The organism is Legionella micdadei, from assembly GCF_000953635.1.
GTDB lineage: Bacteria > Pseudomonadota > Gammaproteobacteria > Legionellales > Legionellaceae > Tatlockia > Tatlockia micdadei.
In genome coordinates, this window is the sequence record NZ_LN614830.1 from 3,231,640 (window position 1) to 3,248,406 (window position 16,767).

Sequence of the window (16,767 nt, forward strand, 5' to 3'; positions counted from 1 at the left end):
AAAATAGGCATAGCATATGTTCAGTCATCACCATATTTTTTTTGTTAATTGCGCCACCCTTGTATTTATCCTGTTTGTTTGCACAGTTATAGGACGCCAACTGGCTAACCTAAGTCCCTTTAAATTAAGGCCCTTTGTTAAATTTTATCTCTCTCCAGCATTAGGGCTTGCCTCTATTATTTTGGCAGCTTCCCTTATCGGCCGTTTAACCCCATTGGGCGAATCGCTCACTGCACCTTTTGCATTTTTTGCTTTAAGCTTTCTAGCCTTAGGTTTCGAGCGAAATTTTTGGAAAACATTACAGCATACGGCACTAATAAGTATTTTTGCCCTTTTGTGTGCTACCCCCATGCTTGCACAGCTCTTTACTTATGGAGGTTATGATGCACATAACGATGCCTTCACTTATTTAGCCCATAGCGACTGGCTTCAGCATCACGCCTTTGGCTCTTCCATCCCGCCCACTGAGATCACTCCTGCCTCAACACAGGTCAGTATGTACCAAACCCAAGGATATCGCATGGGGGCGTCCTATCTCCTTGCCTTTTTCCAAGCTGTCTTACATTACCGTTGGGCTTATTCGATTTATCCTAGTGTCATATTGGCCGCGCTCGTTATCTGCAGCCTATCATTGGGTTTAGTTATTTCCTTAACGGTAACTCGCCTAAATCGTATTTTTTGCCTAGGCTTTTTAAGCTTGCCGTGCTTAGGTTTTGGTGGATTAACTTTTGGTTGTTTATACGGTTTCTTCCCTCAGACTGTAGGCTTAGCAATGGGTGGAGCCGTTATTTTTTTATTTGGAGCAGTGCTTCCCCAAATCGTTAATAGAAATTTCTCATGGCCCAAACAGTTCTTGTCGGCCGTCTTGGTATCTCTCCTATTTGCTGCATGCTGTGTTGCATATTCTGAATTGATCGTGTTTGTCTTAGCTGCAATAGTATTATCAACTTTAACTTATACAATAAAAACGCGTCAGCCTACCCCCTATCTTAGATACGGAGTAATGTGCTCAAGCCTCAGTTTGCTATTTATAAATATTGAGTTACCACGGGTTATTCGGGCTATTTATCAACAGACACAATCCGTCGTTGGCACACCGGTCGATTGGCCGTTAACAGGTTATGTTGTCCATCAATTAGGTGTTCATGGCGGCGCATGGGATATCTATCAGTGGACAAAAGAACAAACTAATCATCCTGCGACAGTCATCTCGTTAGTGATATTATTTGCCTTGGCAATGGCGATAGTTCTCTATAAACGACGACATACCCGATTTTTACGTCAAAGTGTCATGCTGCCTTCTCTGATTACCCTACTTCTTTTTTCGATAGGTATTCTTTATTTTCGTTATTTTGTTGCCAATCCCTTTTCAGTCGGTACGGGCCAAAGTTGGAGTCAATTTAAACTTGCGAATTGGTCCTCTCCATTTATTTCGGTAGTACTTATCTCTGGACTTGCGCTTTTATTTAGAAAATGGAAAGTTTTGTGTGGATTAACCTTGGCAATTCTCATTTCGACTCTTGTGCACTACAATATTGATTGGTCAAAGGAGCGCATGCAGCATGTCATGGCTTATTATTTAGGAGTCCCAAACCTCGAGAAATTTTATAAGGACACACGTGATCATATTATAAGTAAGTGTGAAAATCGATCCATTTACCTCGACCTCACTGAAGTCAACCATAAATTCCGACAAATGTTGTCTCTCTTTTTAGCTGATCAGAAACTTATATCTGACTGGAGGGGCGATGGATATATTATCAACAGTCTTCCTAAAAACATGAGAAATGGCAAACCTGCCCTAGGTGATTGTCTAGTAGAAAGAGATTCAGTAGGTGAAAAATTTATTAAAATAACTACAATTGATGGACACGAAGATAATATTATCGTATCAGCTATCGGTGGCTATGATCGGGAACAAGATTATGATCATTTCTGGTATTGGGTAAAGCATCAAATAAGCTTTCGATTTAAGCGATTATTCTCATCATCCGAACTCACCCATACAAAGCTTTATTTTAAATATTTCACAACTGGGGATCATACCGTAACAATCAGTGTTACTGAGACTAATAAAAAACAACATGTCTTTATACTGCAGAATAACAAAGCTGGAGATCTAAAGACGTTTGAGGAAATTTTGGATATCCCCCCCTCACAAATTAAAGAATTACGTGTAAAAAGTAATGGTGCTGCGCAACAATTAGGAGAAAGTGATAGTCGTCTAGCTGCGTTCAGAATTTTTGATGTGAAGGTTACCCCCTGGGGCTAGCAAGATTGGATAGTAACTTGTCCTTTCTACATCCTCGCGACAAGTCGCGAGGATGTAAGAAGTTACCCTCCCTTACTCAGTCAAGAGAGCAGTTCGTCTGCTTGCTTTTAGAATGTATGAGCTTAACCGTTTACCAAGCTCATTCGAAGGTATCTCGATCCACCGAAATGTGAGGCTTGAAAGAGTAATAACTACCGTTAAATAGCTAATCAAAAAGCCGAGAGAGTTAAGAAGTGTTCCAGTTAAAGGATAATAGTTTTTCATGTATAAAAAGACAGGGAAATGGATCAAGTAAATACTAAATGAAATTTTGCCTAGATATCTGATCGGTGTGAGCCTTAGAAAAGCATTAAAATTAGAGCTTGGCTGAGAAGCAATAAACAATAAAATAAACGGGCATGCCACTATTTCGGGAAGTACCCAAGATTGCCAATAACCGTGCATCCAATTTCGGTTACCGATGCTAAATTCAGGAGCCAATAATAACACCGTAATGGCTAAACCTAGAAGCAAAGTAGCTATCCCCTGAGGTATAAAATAAGTGGCCTTTGCAATGCGGTCAACCAATAAACCTGCATGGAAAAAAACTAAAAATTGAATATAAATAGGCTCATGCCAATAAAAACTCAGCGTAGTAAATAGCGCGAAAAGAAGAAGATTAATGAGCTTGCCCCCAAACTCAAATAATAAAAAAATGATCGGAAATATAAGACTGCAATACAATTCGACTTTAAGTGACCACAGGGGGACATTAATGCCTATATCGTTAAGAAGCAGTGTTGCTCGTAAAACCGAAGGGTCAAGCCTATTCATCGAATTCCATAGGAAAAAGGCAAGAATTGTAGTTGTCCACATCAGCGGAATTAATCTAAAAGCACGTCGGCAAAGATAAGCTAGAAACGAAAAAAAATCGACTATCGGCTCTTTTCTAAGTTGTCGCCCTAGAACCAATCCGCTAATTGTAAAAAAAAGCAATACAGCAGGTTGCGGATCGAAAATACCTGCAACGAGCAAATTGAGAATACTTTCATGTGAAGAATTGATGTTAAACCCAAGGATTGGCATAAAAAGGAATAAATAAAGATGTCCCATGACAACCGCGAGAGAAGCAACACCTCTTAAAGATTCAATTTCAGGAGAAAAAGAAATCGATTTTTGCCCAGGAATCGCTGTTTTTAATCTATCTAAAGCCGGGACCATGATAATCCATAGTAAATTGGGTACAAATTAAAGAAAAATCCCTCTAATTTCATTAGGTTAGGATTCCCTTTGATATGTATCTCTGTTAAGGATTTCTTATAATAATCGTTTGCCTTATACTGTACAAGCTCTCGAAAAAGAGATGGATGGGGTTCAAATTAGAACAACAGAAAAATTTTTATGCCAGTAATAATACAATAAGGTGAAATATCGCCGAAAATCAGTATAATCCCCGGCAATAATCTATCCACAGTAGCGAGCAATCGAAACGAAATTAGCATCCATATCCTGCTAGTCTCAGCAATTTAGGTTTGAGACAAAGCTTAATATTTATTAGAGATGAAAAAATAGGCGATTAACTCGGGCACCAATATCTTTAGGCGCTTAAGTTTCGTAGTATATAAGGAGGTTTTATGAAGGCAGTGATTTTAGCAGGCGGCTTAGGCACCCGAATAAGTGAAGAAACATCGGTACGTCCGAAGCCTATGATTGAAATCGGCGGCAAACCCATTCTATGGCATATTATGAAATTATATTCTACTCATAATATCCATAATTTTGTCATTTGCTTAGGCTATAAAGGGTATGTCATCAAAGAGTATTTTGCCAACTATTTCTTACACATGTCTGATGTCACTTTAGATATCAACAATAATAAAATGGAAATCCATCAAAATAACGCTGAGCCATGGCTAATTACCTTGGTGGAAACGGGTGAAAAAACCATGACAGGAGGGCGCATAAAGCGAATCGCTAATCATGTAGGCAACGAAGATTTTTGTCTTACTTATGGTGATGGGGTTTCCGACGTAAACATCAGCGAACTGATCGCTTTTCATAAAAGGCAAAAAGGATTAGCCACTTTAACTGCAATTCAACCTCCTGGCCGTTTCGGTTCCCTTATAATGGATAATGAGCGCATTACCGGCTTTAAAGAAAAGCCTCAAGGCGATGGTGGCTGGATTAATGGTGGTTTCTTTGTTTTATCACCCCAAGTTATCAATTATATTCAAGACGACGATACGATTTGGGAAAAAGATCCTTTAGAGCGTCTCGCTGCAGAAGGGGAATTATCTGCTTTTCATCATGATGGTTTTTGGCACCCAATGGACACCCTTCGGGATAAAAACTATTTAGAAGAATTATGGGAATCCGGTAAAGCGCCTTGGAAAACTTGGTGATTCGGAAGCAAATGATTTAATTATTTAAGAGAGAAAAATAAATGGGCACTCAGCAATTTATTCATGTACCTTATGGAAAAACAGTACACGGTGAAGAAGAAATTGAAGCAGTTGTCTCTGTATTACGCACCTCAACCCAAATGGGAAAACATGTGCGTGAGATGGAAGATAAAGTAGCAACTTTGTTTAAGAAAAAACACGGGATTATGGTTAACTCCGGTTCTTCCGCTAATTATTTGGCTGTTGAAATAGCAGACCTGCCTGCAGGTTCCGAAGTGATTACACCGGTCTTAACATTTTCAACGACCGTCGCCCCTCTCATCAGGAATGGCTTAATTCCTGTGTTCGTTGACGTTGAAATGGGTACTTTTAATATCGATGCAAATCAAGTAGAAGCCATGATAACGCCTAAAACTAAGGCAATGATGATCCCCAATTTGTTAGGCAATCTGCCCAATTGGAAGCTGCTGAGAGAAATTGCGGATAAGCATAATCTAATTGTTATTGAAGATTCGGCAGATACCCTGGGAGCTACGATTGATGGGCTCTCTGTAGGCCGATTCAGCGATATAAGTACTACCAGCTTTTACGGTTCGCACGTGGTCAACTGTGCAGGCAATGGAGGAATGTTGTGTGTCAATGAAGATAGCCTAGCCTCTCGAGCCAAATTGTTACGCAGCTGGGGCAGAAGCTCTTCCTTGTTTGTTGAATCTGAAGCCATTGAGAATCGTTTTAACATTCAAGTGGACGGCATTGACTACGACGCAAAATTTGTGTTCGAAGCATTAGGTTATAACCTTGAACCCTCTGAAATGGGCGCTGCTTTTGGTTTAGTTCAACTTAGCAAACTGCCTCAAAATATTTCAGCTCGTGAACACGCCTTTGAGCAACACACTCAATTTTTTAGCCAGTACAAAGACTGGTTTATTCTACCTAAACAGCTACCCAATTCAAAAACAGGATGGTTGGCATTCCCGCTGACAATTAAAGATAGCGCACCGTTTTCCCGCAAAGAACTGCAAATATTCTTCGAGAAACGCAACATACAAACCCGAACAGTTTTTACAGGTAATATTTTGCGTCAACCAGGATTTAGCAAGATTCAACGCCGTGAGTCAGCTAACGGTTATCCTAATGCCGACCAAGTGATGCGTGGTGGAATTTTGCTTGGCTGCCATCATGGATTAACTGCTGAAATGATGAATCATATCCATCAGTCATTTGAGCTGTTTGCCAAAGAACATGCTGGAAAGGAAGTGGTAGCCTAATACCAACTAATGGATAGGCCCAGTGGGCTTATCCAAGTTTATTTAAGACTTAATTAATTGGGAATTTTATGAAATTAATCAGTGTTGTTACCCCTTGTTATAATGAGGAAGCAAATGTTGAAGAAATCCATAAACAAGTCAAAGCAATATTTGCCGAAATTCCCAATTACCGTTATGAACATATTTTTATAGATAATGCCTCTACGGACAACACTGTAGCCATTTTAAGAAAGATTGCTGAACAGGATCCTTATACAAAAATCATCGTTAACGCTCGAAATTTTGGCCACATTCGCTCTCCGTATCACGCCATATTAGAAACAAATGGGGATGCAACCATACTGATTGTTGCCGATCTACAAGATCCTCCAACGATGATTAAAGAATTCATCAAAAAATGGGAAGAAGGCTATAAGATTGTAGTGGGTGTTAAACCTGAAAGTCAGGAATCCAAACTGATGTTTACTATTCGTCGGGCGTATTATAATTTCGTCACGCGAATCGCTGATGTAAAACTCATAAAAAACTTTACAGGCTTTGGATTATATGACAAAGAAGTAGTTAATATTTTACGCAACTACAAAGATCCTTACCCTTACTTCCGTGGTTTAATTGCGGAGATCGGACTTGAAATTGCCGAAGTTCCTTACAATCAGCCCCGACGCGCACGCGGTGTGACCAAGAATAATTTTTATTCGTTATACGATATGGCAATGTTAGGAATTACCAGTCATTCTAAAATCCCCTTACGTTTGGCAACCATGGCCGGTTTTTCGCTATCACTGCTTAGCTTTTTGATTTCATGTGTGTTTTTCATTTTGAAATTGCTTTTCTGGAATAGCTTCAATCTTGGGGTGGCGCCAATTTTAATTGGCCTTTTCTTTTTTTCATCAATACAGCTCTTTTTCATTGGTTTACTGGGTGAGTATATTGCATCTATACATACGCGAGTGATCAAACGACCTTTAGTCGTAGAAAAAGAACGAATCAACTTTTCACAATGATATGAAGAACCCGTTAGCCAACGATTTAGATTACGTCCTTAGTAAGACATCTTCTTTTTGGGAAGAATTACGCAATCAACGCATTTTTATTACAGGTGGAACAGGATTTTTTGGTTGTTGGCTACTTGAAAGCTTTCTTTGGATTAATAAAAAGCTCGACCTTAATGCAGAAGCCTATGTATTAACACGGAATATTCATAATTTTGCCCATAAATATCCTTATTTGTATCATCAACCTTGTGTAAAATTTTACGAGGGCGATGTCAGAAATTTCACGTATCCCCAAGGACATTTTTCGCATATCATTCATGCAGCCACTGACACCAATGCCAAATTAATTACCAATGAACCTTTAACTGTTTTTGATGGTATTGTCCAAGGCACCAAGCATACTTTGGAATTTGCTCGATACTGCAAAGCTAAAAAATTTTTATTAGTCAGCTCCGGTGCTGTTTATGGAAAACAACCTTCGAACGTTACTCATATGCCTGAATCTTATCCTAGCCTCTCTTACTTGACCGATACAAAATCAACTTATGCCCTAGGGAAATGTACCGCGGAGCACTTAGGTTATTTATACGCAAGTCAATATGGATTAGATATAAAAATTGCCCGTTGCTTTGCTTTCGTTGGGCCTTATTTGCCTTTGGATGGCCATTTTGCAATCGGTAATTTCATCCGCAATGGCTTGGACGGGGAACCCATTCAAATTAAAGGTGACGGCACACCTTTTCGCTCTTATTTATATACCGCTGATTTAGCCATTTGGTTATGGACCGTCCTTTTTAAAGGGAAGACAGCCTATCCTTATAACGTAGGTTCTGACGAAGACTATAGCCTTCTTGAGGTCGCTCATCGAGTAGCAGAGGCCTTTGCAAACTCAATAGGGATTAATGTAATGCAGCCCAAACCCGAAAAAAGCTGTGTAGAACGTTATGTTCCTGATATTAGTCGAGCCCGTACCGAACTACAACTCACTCCTCACATTAAATTAATGGATGCAATAAACCTTACGAAAGAATGGTACGCAAAGATCTTGTACAGAGAGGTTTGTTAAAACGACATGGATTCAAAACAACAAATTATAAGGTATATTTTTGTAGGTATTTTAAATACTTTATTTGGTTATTTATTATATGCAATCTTTATTTTTTTAGGGATGCAATATACCAAAGCTTTATTTCTGGCAACTGTTTTAGGCGTTTTATTTAACTTTAAAACAATTGGCAGGCTTGTTTTTAATAGCGCGAATAATTTACTGATTTTTAAGTTTATCGGCGTTTATGTTTTTTTATACTTTTTCAATATTGGTATTATCTCCCTTTTAAAAGAACTATATGACTTTTACATTGCAGGCTTTGTCTCCTTTATTCTTTCCGCAGCCTTAGGATTTGTTTTAAATAAACATCTTGTTTTTAAGCGCGTTTAACGCTTTACAAACAGCACATCATTAAGTCGCCTCCATGGCAACGGGAGCTATCATAGGTTCCATTTCGGTAATAGGATGCCCAAACGCAATTTTAGGATAAGCATTTGCACGCATATCAATCATTACTTGCAATAAGGTTGCTCCCTCACACTCCCAAAACCATTCCAAATTAGATCCAATTTCATCTGGGGTTGAAATTGTTTTTGCAGGAATGCCGTAGGCCTTTGCAACAGCCTCAAAATTAGGCGCGCTATATCCCCAGTAAGTCGATAGATACCGCCCGTTAAAATAGCTATCCTGAAACTGTCGGATCATACCGAGGCAATTGTTGTTAATGACAACCATTTTAAGCGGGATATTATTCCGCACTATTGTCTGTAATTCTTGGATATTTAATTGAAAACATCCGTCACCAGCAATAACGATGACAGGCTCCTTATTATGGGCTAGAGAAGCGCCAATTGCAGCGGGAAGTGCAAACCCCATGGCACCCATTCCACCAGAAGTGATGAAAAACTGATTTGCATTGATTTCGAGCGACTGAGCAGACCACATCTGGTGATTTCCCACGTCGACAACATATCCTTTCGCCTTTTGCGAGTTTTGCGAGTTTTGCGAAAGAGAATGCATAAATTGATTAGGATTAATACCCGTTATATTGCGCAACTCGTTACTATCAGGCCATTCTTTTTTCTGTTGCAAGATTTCATCAAGCCAAGATTTTTTAAGGGTTAATGCCTTATCGCCAAGGATCTGTAACATCTCAGCAATAAAATCAGCAGCGTCCATAACAATAGGCACACAACTTTTAACCCGGTTATTAATTTCGCTAGCATCGCAGTCCACGTGGAATATTTTTTTATTTTTACGAAAAGATTCGACATCTGCCCCTGTTTGACGTATATCCAAACGACTGCCAACCACAATTAACAAGTCACAATGCCCCAAAGCGATATTTGCCCAGCGATTGCCATAACTACCAATAAAACCAACACGTAGGGGATGATTAAAGTCAATGGTGTCCACACCAAGAAGAGAGGTAACAATAGGAACTTGCAATTTATCAACCAGGCGCAAAAAAGCTTCGCTAGCACCAGCACCATGGATACCGCCGCCTGCTAAAATAAGTGGTTTTTTAGCTTGCATGATTGCGTCTAATAGCACGTCAAAAATTCCATTATCTACAGAGGCCTCAATTTTCTTTCTTTCAATTTTTCCGATTTGACCAACCTCAATTTCTGCTCTTTGTAAATTCATAGGGATATCGATAAGTACCGGCCCAGGCCTATCGCTAATTGCAATTTCATAAGCTTCTTTTAATGTTGGCTCAATCTGATCGGCAGAAGTAATGGCATAACTTTTTTTAGTAATAATTTGTGCCATTGAAACAATATCCGTTTCCTGAAATCCGAGTTGACGAATGCCTCTGTCTCCCTTTTGCTCATGTGTATTCACTTGGCCAGTAATAAAAAGGCCTGGAGAGGAGTCAAAGTAGCAGCTGGCAATACCGGTAATTAAATTCGTTGCGCCCGGACCACTTGTCGCCATGCCGACTGCTACATTACCAGTGCAGCGCCCATAGGCATCCACAGCAAAAGCGGCGGATTGCTCATGATGCATACTGACAATATCAATTCCGCCTTCTTGATGGATTGAATCTAAAATCTGAGTGATCATCCCGCCTGACATTTCAAAAATAAATTTTACCCCTTGGGTTTTTAAAAATTTTGCAATGTAGTCGCTCGCTTTGATTTTCATTAATGTATCCTTGAATCACTGGGGGCATGGGACAGAATAATGAGCGAAAGCCTACTTTTTAAAAAAGATAATGTCAAATCCTTACTGGTTATTAATAGCGCAAAGATTCGTTTGACTTATTACTTGAATAGGTTAACCTTTTACCTGCTTAAATAATTCCAAGCCTTAACTCAATAGAAATCAATTTGGAACTGAGAATTAATTAGTTAGGAATCCCATGCAACAAGACGAATTTCCTCAGAGTCTATCACTCCTTTTTCCTCTTCGCTTAAATTGGAAGCTATTACTGGCAGGGTCAATTTTTTGCTTTTTATTTGCAAGCATTCTATTTTCTGGATGGCCGTCTGGATTAATACCCAATCTAAAATACCCCTATATTTATGGCGGTGATATCAATTTTACTTCTTGGGAAATTAAACGGGTTATAGAAGGTTGGCTCTTTGAAAATCCTCATAGCGGCTATCCTTTCGGCTCAAATTTTTTAGACTACCCGCACTCCGATAATGGAAATTTAATTATTTTAAAAGCCTTGGGAACATTGACTGGCACTTATTATGGTGCTTTAAATCTCTATATATTACTTGGTTTTCCACTCGCTTTTATATTCAGCTTTTTAGCCCTGAAATCTTTTGCCCTAAGAACAGCATATGCATTTGTTGGAGGGATGTTATTTGCTTTTGCGCCATTCCACTTTTTGCGCTTAGGCCATGTTTTCTACACCTGGTATTTTGTAGTTCCAATCTATTTTTTTTACGGTTGGAAAATTTTTTTAGGCGATTTTTCCATTTGGCCTCTCAATACGCCAAAAAAAATCGTCACAGTAATGCTCCCGTTAATCATATTGAGTTCGTTTGGTGTTTATTATGCATCCTTTGGCATTCTTCTTTTCATCGTTGCTGGAGTAGCCGCTTCCTTTAGAAATCAAAAATCTCAAGGACTTTTTTCAGCCGTTGCCCTTTCAAGCTTGGTTGCTTTAGGCGTCACGCTGAATGTTTTACCTACTTTGGTGTACAAACACACTCACAGCAAGAATTTTGAAGCCGCTTTCCGTCTCCCAGAAGAAACTGAGCGCTACTCATTAAAAATTGTACACTTGTTCTTTCCGTCTTCTTTACACAGAATTAGACGTTTAGGAAATTACATTAACTTATACGGTACTCATTTTGGTATGAATGAGGCGGCAGCCACCTCGGCTTTGGGCTTTTTTGCTTCTATAGGCTTCCTGATACTCCTTTTTAGCTTATTTTATGCCTCGCTGGGCAAACAAATCGATATTCGCCTTAGATTGCTCGCTATTTTGGTACTCACCTTTTTATTGGTTGCAACGGTAGGGAGCTTTAATGTTTTATTTGCGCTTTTTGTCTCACCATTGATTAGAGCGTGGAATAGGATAAGTATTTTTATCTCTTTTGCGGCATTTATTGGTTTTTTTGTCATGCTCCAACATAATAAAAAGGTGGAATCTCTTTTTGCAAAAAACGCGTGGATGGGCTCACTAATCCCATTAAGCATCTTATTCATCGGACTATTTGACCAAACACCAAAAACTCTACAACCTCTGACCCAATCCTCACAACAACAATTTGTCATGGAAAGAAATTTCATAAAAAAGATTGAGGCCACTTTACCTCCTGGCTCCTCGATTTATCAGCTTCCGTATGTTCGGTTTCCTGAGTATGGACAGTATCTTAATCTACCTGATTATGAATTACTGGGGGGCTATTTGAACTCTAAGACACTACGCTGGAGCACAGGAAGTATAAGAGGGAGAGAGGGCGATCTGTTCTACCGCTCTCTTGCTCAAGAACCCATTGAAAAGCAATTGGAAATTATTCGCAGCTTAGGCTTTTCCGGCATTTACATCGATCGTCGTGGGTTTGAAGACAATGCTAACAGTTTAATTGAAAAACTGACTAAGCTCTTAGGAGCTAAACCCTTTTTGGTCAGAGAAGATAATCAAGTGTTTTTTTATCAAATTATGCCTGTTATTCGTTGGGAACCTAAATCCTTAACTGCAGCGGAAATTATAAATTATGCTAACCATGCGAAGCACAAATAGTGCTCGACAAAATTTAATTTTGATAGAAGAAATCTAGCAGAATCATTTATACTGATTAACTTTAACGAGTTTTAACAATCTTATCGGATAAATTGCATTAGTATTCTTACTGTCGTACTATTTCGAGCGGCAAAGTAATCGTTCGTTGATACGCGGTATAACTGATGATTGCGGCTGTAAATTTGGAGTCCGAGGAATGGGAGTTGCTGAACAAGCCCTGCTACCGGACAAAAGGATATTGGTTTGTAGGTAAGGTAAAGTATGGATTTTGTAGTAGGCTCTACAGGCCGATTAGGAAAAACCATCGTTCATTTTTTATCTCCATCGCAAGCGGTTGCGGTAGAGCAATCAACCTATGCCAGCTGGTGGCACCCCGATGGAGCAGATGCAGCCTCTTTCTATTTCGAAAAAAAGAAAAAAAATAGCGAGAATGGCGTTGTGTATGTCGCCGCTGGAGTTCTCGATCCAAGTAGGGTCTATGACGAACATCATAGAATCAATTTCCTGCTTCCCAAAAACATTATAGAAGGAGCAAATAGGGTAGGGTTAAGGACAGTGACTTTTGGAACAGTAATGGAAAAAGTGGTCGGCACAGAAACATCCAACCCTTACATATTAAGTAAAACAAAATTGGGTCATTTGGTTTCTGAATGCTTATCTCTTGAGAACCCTCCCCTTCATATTCGTATGCATACCCTTTATGGTGTCGGTTTACCCAGTCCATTTATGTTTCTAGGGCAAATATTAAAATCTCTCCTCAATCAAACTCCCTTTAACATGTCTCCTGGGAATCAGCTGCGGGAATATCATCACCTCCATGATGAAATTAAGGCGATTCATTTACTCGTCACAGCCCAAGTAAAAGGGGCGATCGAGCTTAGTCATGGCGAGGCTGTTTCACTCAAAGAAATTGCCCATTTTGTGTTTAAATATTTTGATTGTTTGCATTTGCTAAATATTGGAGCCTCAACTGCTCCAATTAAAGAAAATTACAATTTTAGATTTCAGCGCCCGGATTTCCTAACCACGATTGCATTTAGGGAAACACTTCCTGCTTTAGTCGATTATTTATGCTTATGCAAACAAATCCATGGGGAGCTAACATGTTTGAGTTAGAGAAAGTTGAAGCCCAAGAAAATGCGCTGCCTTTAATCTCCATTTCTATCCCCGTTTTAAATGAAGCAGCAAATCTCGATACACTTTATGCCCGTCTTGCTGAATTGGGTGCTCGTATGGCAGGGAAATGCCATTTGGAATTTGTATTTTCCGATAACCATTCTGATGATGCTACCTGGGAAAAGCTCGCAGAGCTGGCGCAAAAAGACTCGCGAATTAGGGCGATTCGATTTTCAAAAAATTTTGGTTTCCAGCGCTCAATCCTCGCTAATTACCTTCATACCCGCGGCGACGCGGTAATGCAGATTGACGCCGATTTACAAGATCCCCCGGAAATGCTTGAGACTTTTTTTGAGTACTGGCAAAAAGGATATGCCGTCATCTACGGCATCAGAAAACGAAGGAAGGAGAATTGGTTATTAAATAAATTTAGGCAATTCGGATACTGGATAATCGATAAAATTAGCGAGCATCCTATTCCTCCGAATGCTGGCGATTTTAGACTCGTTGATCGCAAGGTAATTACCGCGCTTTCCGGAATACGCACTTCTAATCCCTATTTGCGTGGGATGATTGCTAATTTGGGTTTTAAACAAATTGGGATTCCTTATGATCGGGAGGCAAGAGTTGCTGGTTACAGCAAATTTAATTTGACGCGCCTCATTCGCTTGGGGTTGACGGCTGTTTTTAATCATTCCTCAGTCCCACTTCGCTTTGCCTCTTTTGTCGGGATGGTAATGCTGGCAATTAGCATCCTCGGGGGAATCTACTATTTATTTTTACGTATTTTGCATCCTGATTTACCACAAGGCCTTGCCAGTATCCATATTCTTGTTTTCTTCGGGATAGGATTAAACTCTATTTTACTGGGTGTAATTGGAGAGTATTTACTGCGTATTTACCTTATTTTACGCTCAGATCCAGTCGCCGTTATCGAACATAGCCTCAACTTTGAAGAAGCTGAGCTTAAATTTTGAAGGGGTAGCCAATGAATCAACTCATGCCATCCAGTAGGGGATGCTAATGTCAAATACCGAAACCCTTAACGCCTTAAGTGCATCCCCAGGCAAGACCGGAGGTTGGAGCAAACATATTTTAGGTCTTCTCATTTCCGCTGCTTGCCTGATTCTCATCGCACGAAAAGTGGACTTATCAGGCCTAAGTTTAGCATTATCCCAATTTCAATGGATTTTTTTAATTTACGGCCTTTTTTCCTTAGCTATTGGCTATTTTTTTAGGGTCGCTCGTTGGACTTTAATGCTACGCGCAGCAAAAGCACCCGTCAAATTAGCAACCTGCACAGCACCTTTCCTGGGTTCAATGGCCCTTAACAACCTCTTGCCATTAAGACTAGGTGATGTAGTGCGCGCATTTGTTTTCCCTTCAGCGATAGGCGTGGATAAAGCAACAGCAACAAGCAGCCTAGTCATGGAGCGTTTAGTTGATGTTTTAACCGTGTTTGCTTGTTTAATGATCGGGCTAGTCATCACCAAAGGTACGCAATTGCCAACGTGGCTTGCCCAATCAGTCCTAACAATGGTTACTCTGGGTAGCCTCGCATTAGCCATGATGTTTTTATTTAGCGGACGATTAGCCAGATGGCTCACTGGCCTTACCCCTACTGATGGGAAGCCATATTCTACAAAGGAAAAATTATTTAAAGCCCTTGCTAATTTGCTTTTTGGTTTTGAAGCAATGTCCAGATGGCGCGTTCTAGCCGCCTTGTTTGCGGTTTCAATTATAGTTTGGGTTTGTGAATCTGGCTTGTTTTGGTGCTTATTGATGGGCTTTCATTTAGAAACCAGCCTTCCGCCAGCTATGATGGTCATGGCCATAGTGACTTTTTCAACACTTGTTCCTTCGTCTCCAGGGTATATTGGTCCTTTTCATTTAGCAGCTTTTACTGCCATTTCATTGCTAGGCGGGGCAGCAGGGCAGGCCGCAAGTTTTGCGGTTTTATCTCATTTATCACTTTGGTTACCGACTACCTTAGCTGGTGTTATTGCTATCCTATTCACACCAGAATTGTTTAAGGCAGTGATAAAGAAACAAACCATTAAAGCTTAAGCGAGTTTTTAAGGATTAGATGATGAATCAATACGATGTTGTAATTATTGGTGCCGGCTTCACGGGCCTAACTGCTGGTTATGTGCTTGCCAAACAAGGAAAAAAAGTTCGAATCATTGAGGCCGATGATACCCCAGGAGGCTTAGCGGGAACTTTTGAATTTGCCGATGGCGTTCGCATTGAAAAATTTTATCATCACTGGTTTAACAACGACCTTTATGTTCCTGAGCTCGTGAATGAATTGGGTATGCAAGGGGACATCATTACCTTACCCTCACGCACAGGCATGTATTTCAACGGCAAAATGTGGAAATTATCAACACCCATGGATTTGCTCCGCTTCACTGCATTATCCTTCGTCGATCGGATTCGCTTAGGTCTTTTAGTGTATCAAGTGCGAATGGTTAAAGATTGGCGCTCTATAGAACATTTAAGCATTAGAGAATGGCTTGAGTCCCTCTGTGGAAAAACAGTCTACAAGATCGTATGGGAACCATTAATACAATCCAAATTTTCGCTATTTGCCGAGGAGGTTAGTGCAGTTTGGTTCTGGAAAAAACTTGTCTTGCGTGGTAGCACTCGCGATAAAAAGGGCGGTGAGGAGCTAGCCTATTTTAAAGGCGGCTTTGGCCGCCTTGCTGAAGCTTTGGTCACCGCGATCAAAAATGCCGGTGGTAAAGTTAGTTTTAACGAACGGGTCACAGGTGTAACTACTCATGGCAATTATTTAAAGAGCGTTGTTACCAATCAAGGAGAAATATTTGGCAAACAATTTCTTTTTACTCCTTCGTTCAGCATCATAGCAAACATTTTTGACGGTGTTGCCGATCCAAACTGGGTAAAACGCTTAAGAAGAGTGAAGTATTTAGGTAATTTATGTTTAGTCTTACGATTGAAACGCAGTTTGTCAGATATTTATTGGACCAATGTGAATGATCCTGGGTTTCCTTTTGTTGGGGTAATCGAGCATACCAATTTTGATTCACCAGACAACTACAATGGAACACGAATCGCCTTTTTATCACGCTATCTTGCAGTAGAAGATCCTGTATGGCATTACACTGAAGAGCAGTATTTGGAGTTTGCCCTACAACATTTACAGCGCATGTTCCCAGAACTCGACCGTTCTTGGATTATTGAATACAAACTCTGGCGTGCTGAATACGCCCAACCTGTTACAGAGCGAAATTATTCAAGTTACGTCCCAGGTTCTGAAACACCCTACAAAAATGCGTTGATATCCACTATGGCACAGATTTATCCCGAGGATCGAGGAACAAATTATGCGATTCGTGAGGGAAGAAAAATTGTTGAGTTGCTGAATCATAGTGCTAAAGAAGTCCCCGAGTTGAAGGAATATGAATTAGCTTAGTTAAAATTCTTCCAATCTAAGGCCTTTTCTAAATTAAAGGC

General features: G+C 40.0%; 13 protein-coding genes. 11 read left to right on the forward strand and 2 right to left on the reverse strand.

The annotated features are described in order from the left end of the window. Positions 1–16 precede the first annotated feature (16 nt). The gene (locus LMI_RS14400; RefSeq protein WP_045100402.1) at positions 17–2,272 is read left to right on the forward strand and encodes a hypothetical protein; all 2,256 of its coding nucleotides are present in this window, start codon (positions 17–19) and stop codon (positions 2,270–2,272) included. A gap of 72 nt (positions 2,273–2,344) precedes the next feature. Here LMI_RS14400 and LMI_RS14405 read toward each other — a convergent pair whose 3' ends face one another. Next, on the reverse strand, positions 2,345–3,472 hold the full coding sequence (locus LMI_RS14405; RefSeq protein ID WP_045100403.1) for an acyltransferase family protein: 1,128 nt from the start codon (positions 3,470–3,472) through the stop codon (positions 2,345–2,347). 413 nt (positions 3,473–3,885) lie between these two features. On the opposite strand from LMI_RS14405, the gene rfbF reads away from it, so the two are divergent. The 5 genes from rfbF to LMI_RS14430 all read left to right on the forward strand — a co-directional run bounded on the left by rfbF (position 3,886) and on the right by LMI_RS14430 (position 8,354). Then, positions 3,886–4,653, forward strand: a complete 768-nt coding sequence (gene rfbF / locus LMI_RS14410; RefSeq protein WP_045100404.1) for a glucose-1-phosphate cytidylyltransferase — start codon at positions 3,886–3,888, stop codon at positions 4,651–4,653. A gap of 41 nt (positions 4,654–4,694) precedes the next feature. Next, a complete protein-coding gene (locus LMI_RS14415) occupies positions 4,695–5,921 on the forward strand; it encodes an aminotransferase class I/II-fold pyridoxal phosphate-dependent enzyme (RefSeq protein WP_197540465.1) in 1,227 nt (408 codons plus the stop codon). 68 nt (positions 5,922–5,989) lie between these two features. Continuing rightward, positions 5,990–6,925 carry a glycosyltransferase family 2 protein gene (locus LMI_RS14420; protein ID WP_045100405.1) on the forward strand — a complete coding sequence of 312 codons (936 nt, stop codon included), beginning with the start codon at positions 5,990–5,992 and terminating at the stop codon, positions 6,923–6,925. Position 6,926: 1 nt separating this feature from the next. Then, the gene (locus tag LMI_RS14425; RefSeq protein ID WP_045100406.1) at positions 6,927–7,982 is read left to right on the forward strand and encodes an NAD-dependent epimerase/dehydratase family protein; all 1,056 of its coding nucleotides are present in this window, start codon (positions 6,927–6,929) and stop codon (positions 7,980–7,982) included. A gap of 6 nt (positions 7,983–7,988) precedes the next feature. Then, positions 7,989–8,354 (forward strand): GtrA family protein, encoded by a 366-nt coding sequence (locus LMI_RS14430; RefSeq protein WP_045100407.1) that lies wholly within the window; start codon positions 7,989–7,991, stop codon positions 8,352–8,354. 21 nt (positions 8,355–8,375) lie between these two features. Here LMI_RS14430 and LMI_RS14435 read toward each other — a convergent pair whose 3' ends face one another. Then, positions 8,376–10,112, reverse strand: coding sequence for a thiamine pyrophosphate-binding protein (locus tag LMI_RS14435; RefSeq protein WP_197540466.1), 1,737 nt, complete (start codon positions 10,110–10,112; stop codon positions 8,376–8,378). A gap of 217 nt (positions 10,113–10,329) precedes the next feature. Between LMI_RS14435 and LMI_RS14440 the strand changes: the two genes are divergently transcribed. The 5 genes from LMI_RS14440 to LMI_RS14460 all read left to right on the forward strand — a co-directional run bounded on the left by LMI_RS14440 (position 10,330) and on the right by LMI_RS14460 (position 16,726). Then, complete coding sequence (locus LMI_RS14440) at positions 10,330–12,171, forward strand: hypothetical protein (protein ID WP_052679601.1); 1,842 nt, start codon at positions 10,330–10,332, stop codon at positions 12,169–12,171. A 261-nt stretch (positions 12,172–12,432) separates the two neighbouring features. Then, the gene (locus LMI_RS15550; RefSeq protein ID WP_045100408.1) at positions 12,433–13,287 is read left to right on the forward strand and encodes an NAD-dependent epimerase/dehydratase family protein; all 855 of its coding nucleotides are present in this window, start codon (positions 12,433–12,435) and stop codon (positions 13,285–13,287) included. Further along, positions 13,275–14,264 carry a glycosyltransferase family 2 protein gene (locus LMI_RS14450; RefSeq protein ID WP_045100409.1) on the forward strand — a complete coding sequence of 330 codons (990 nt, stop codon included), beginning with the start codon at positions 13,275–13,277 and terminating at the stop codon, positions 14,262–14,264. The genes LMI_RS15550 and LMI_RS14450 overlap by 13 nt, the downstream gene beginning before the upstream one ends. Positions 14,265–14,310: 46 nt before the next feature. Then, on the forward strand, positions 14,311–15,354 hold the full coding sequence (locus LMI_RS14455; RefSeq protein WP_045100410.1) for a lysylphosphatidylglycerol synthase transmembrane domain-containing protein: 1,044 nt from the start codon (positions 14,311–14,313) through the stop codon (positions 15,352–15,354). Between the two features lie 19 nt (positions 15,355–15,373). Beyond that, a complete protein-coding gene (locus LMI_RS14460) occupies positions 15,374–16,726 on the forward strand; it encodes an NAD(P)/FAD-dependent oxidoreductase (protein ID WP_045100411.1) in 1,353 nt (450 codons plus the stop codon). Positions 16,727–16,767: the final 41 nt, after the last annotated feature.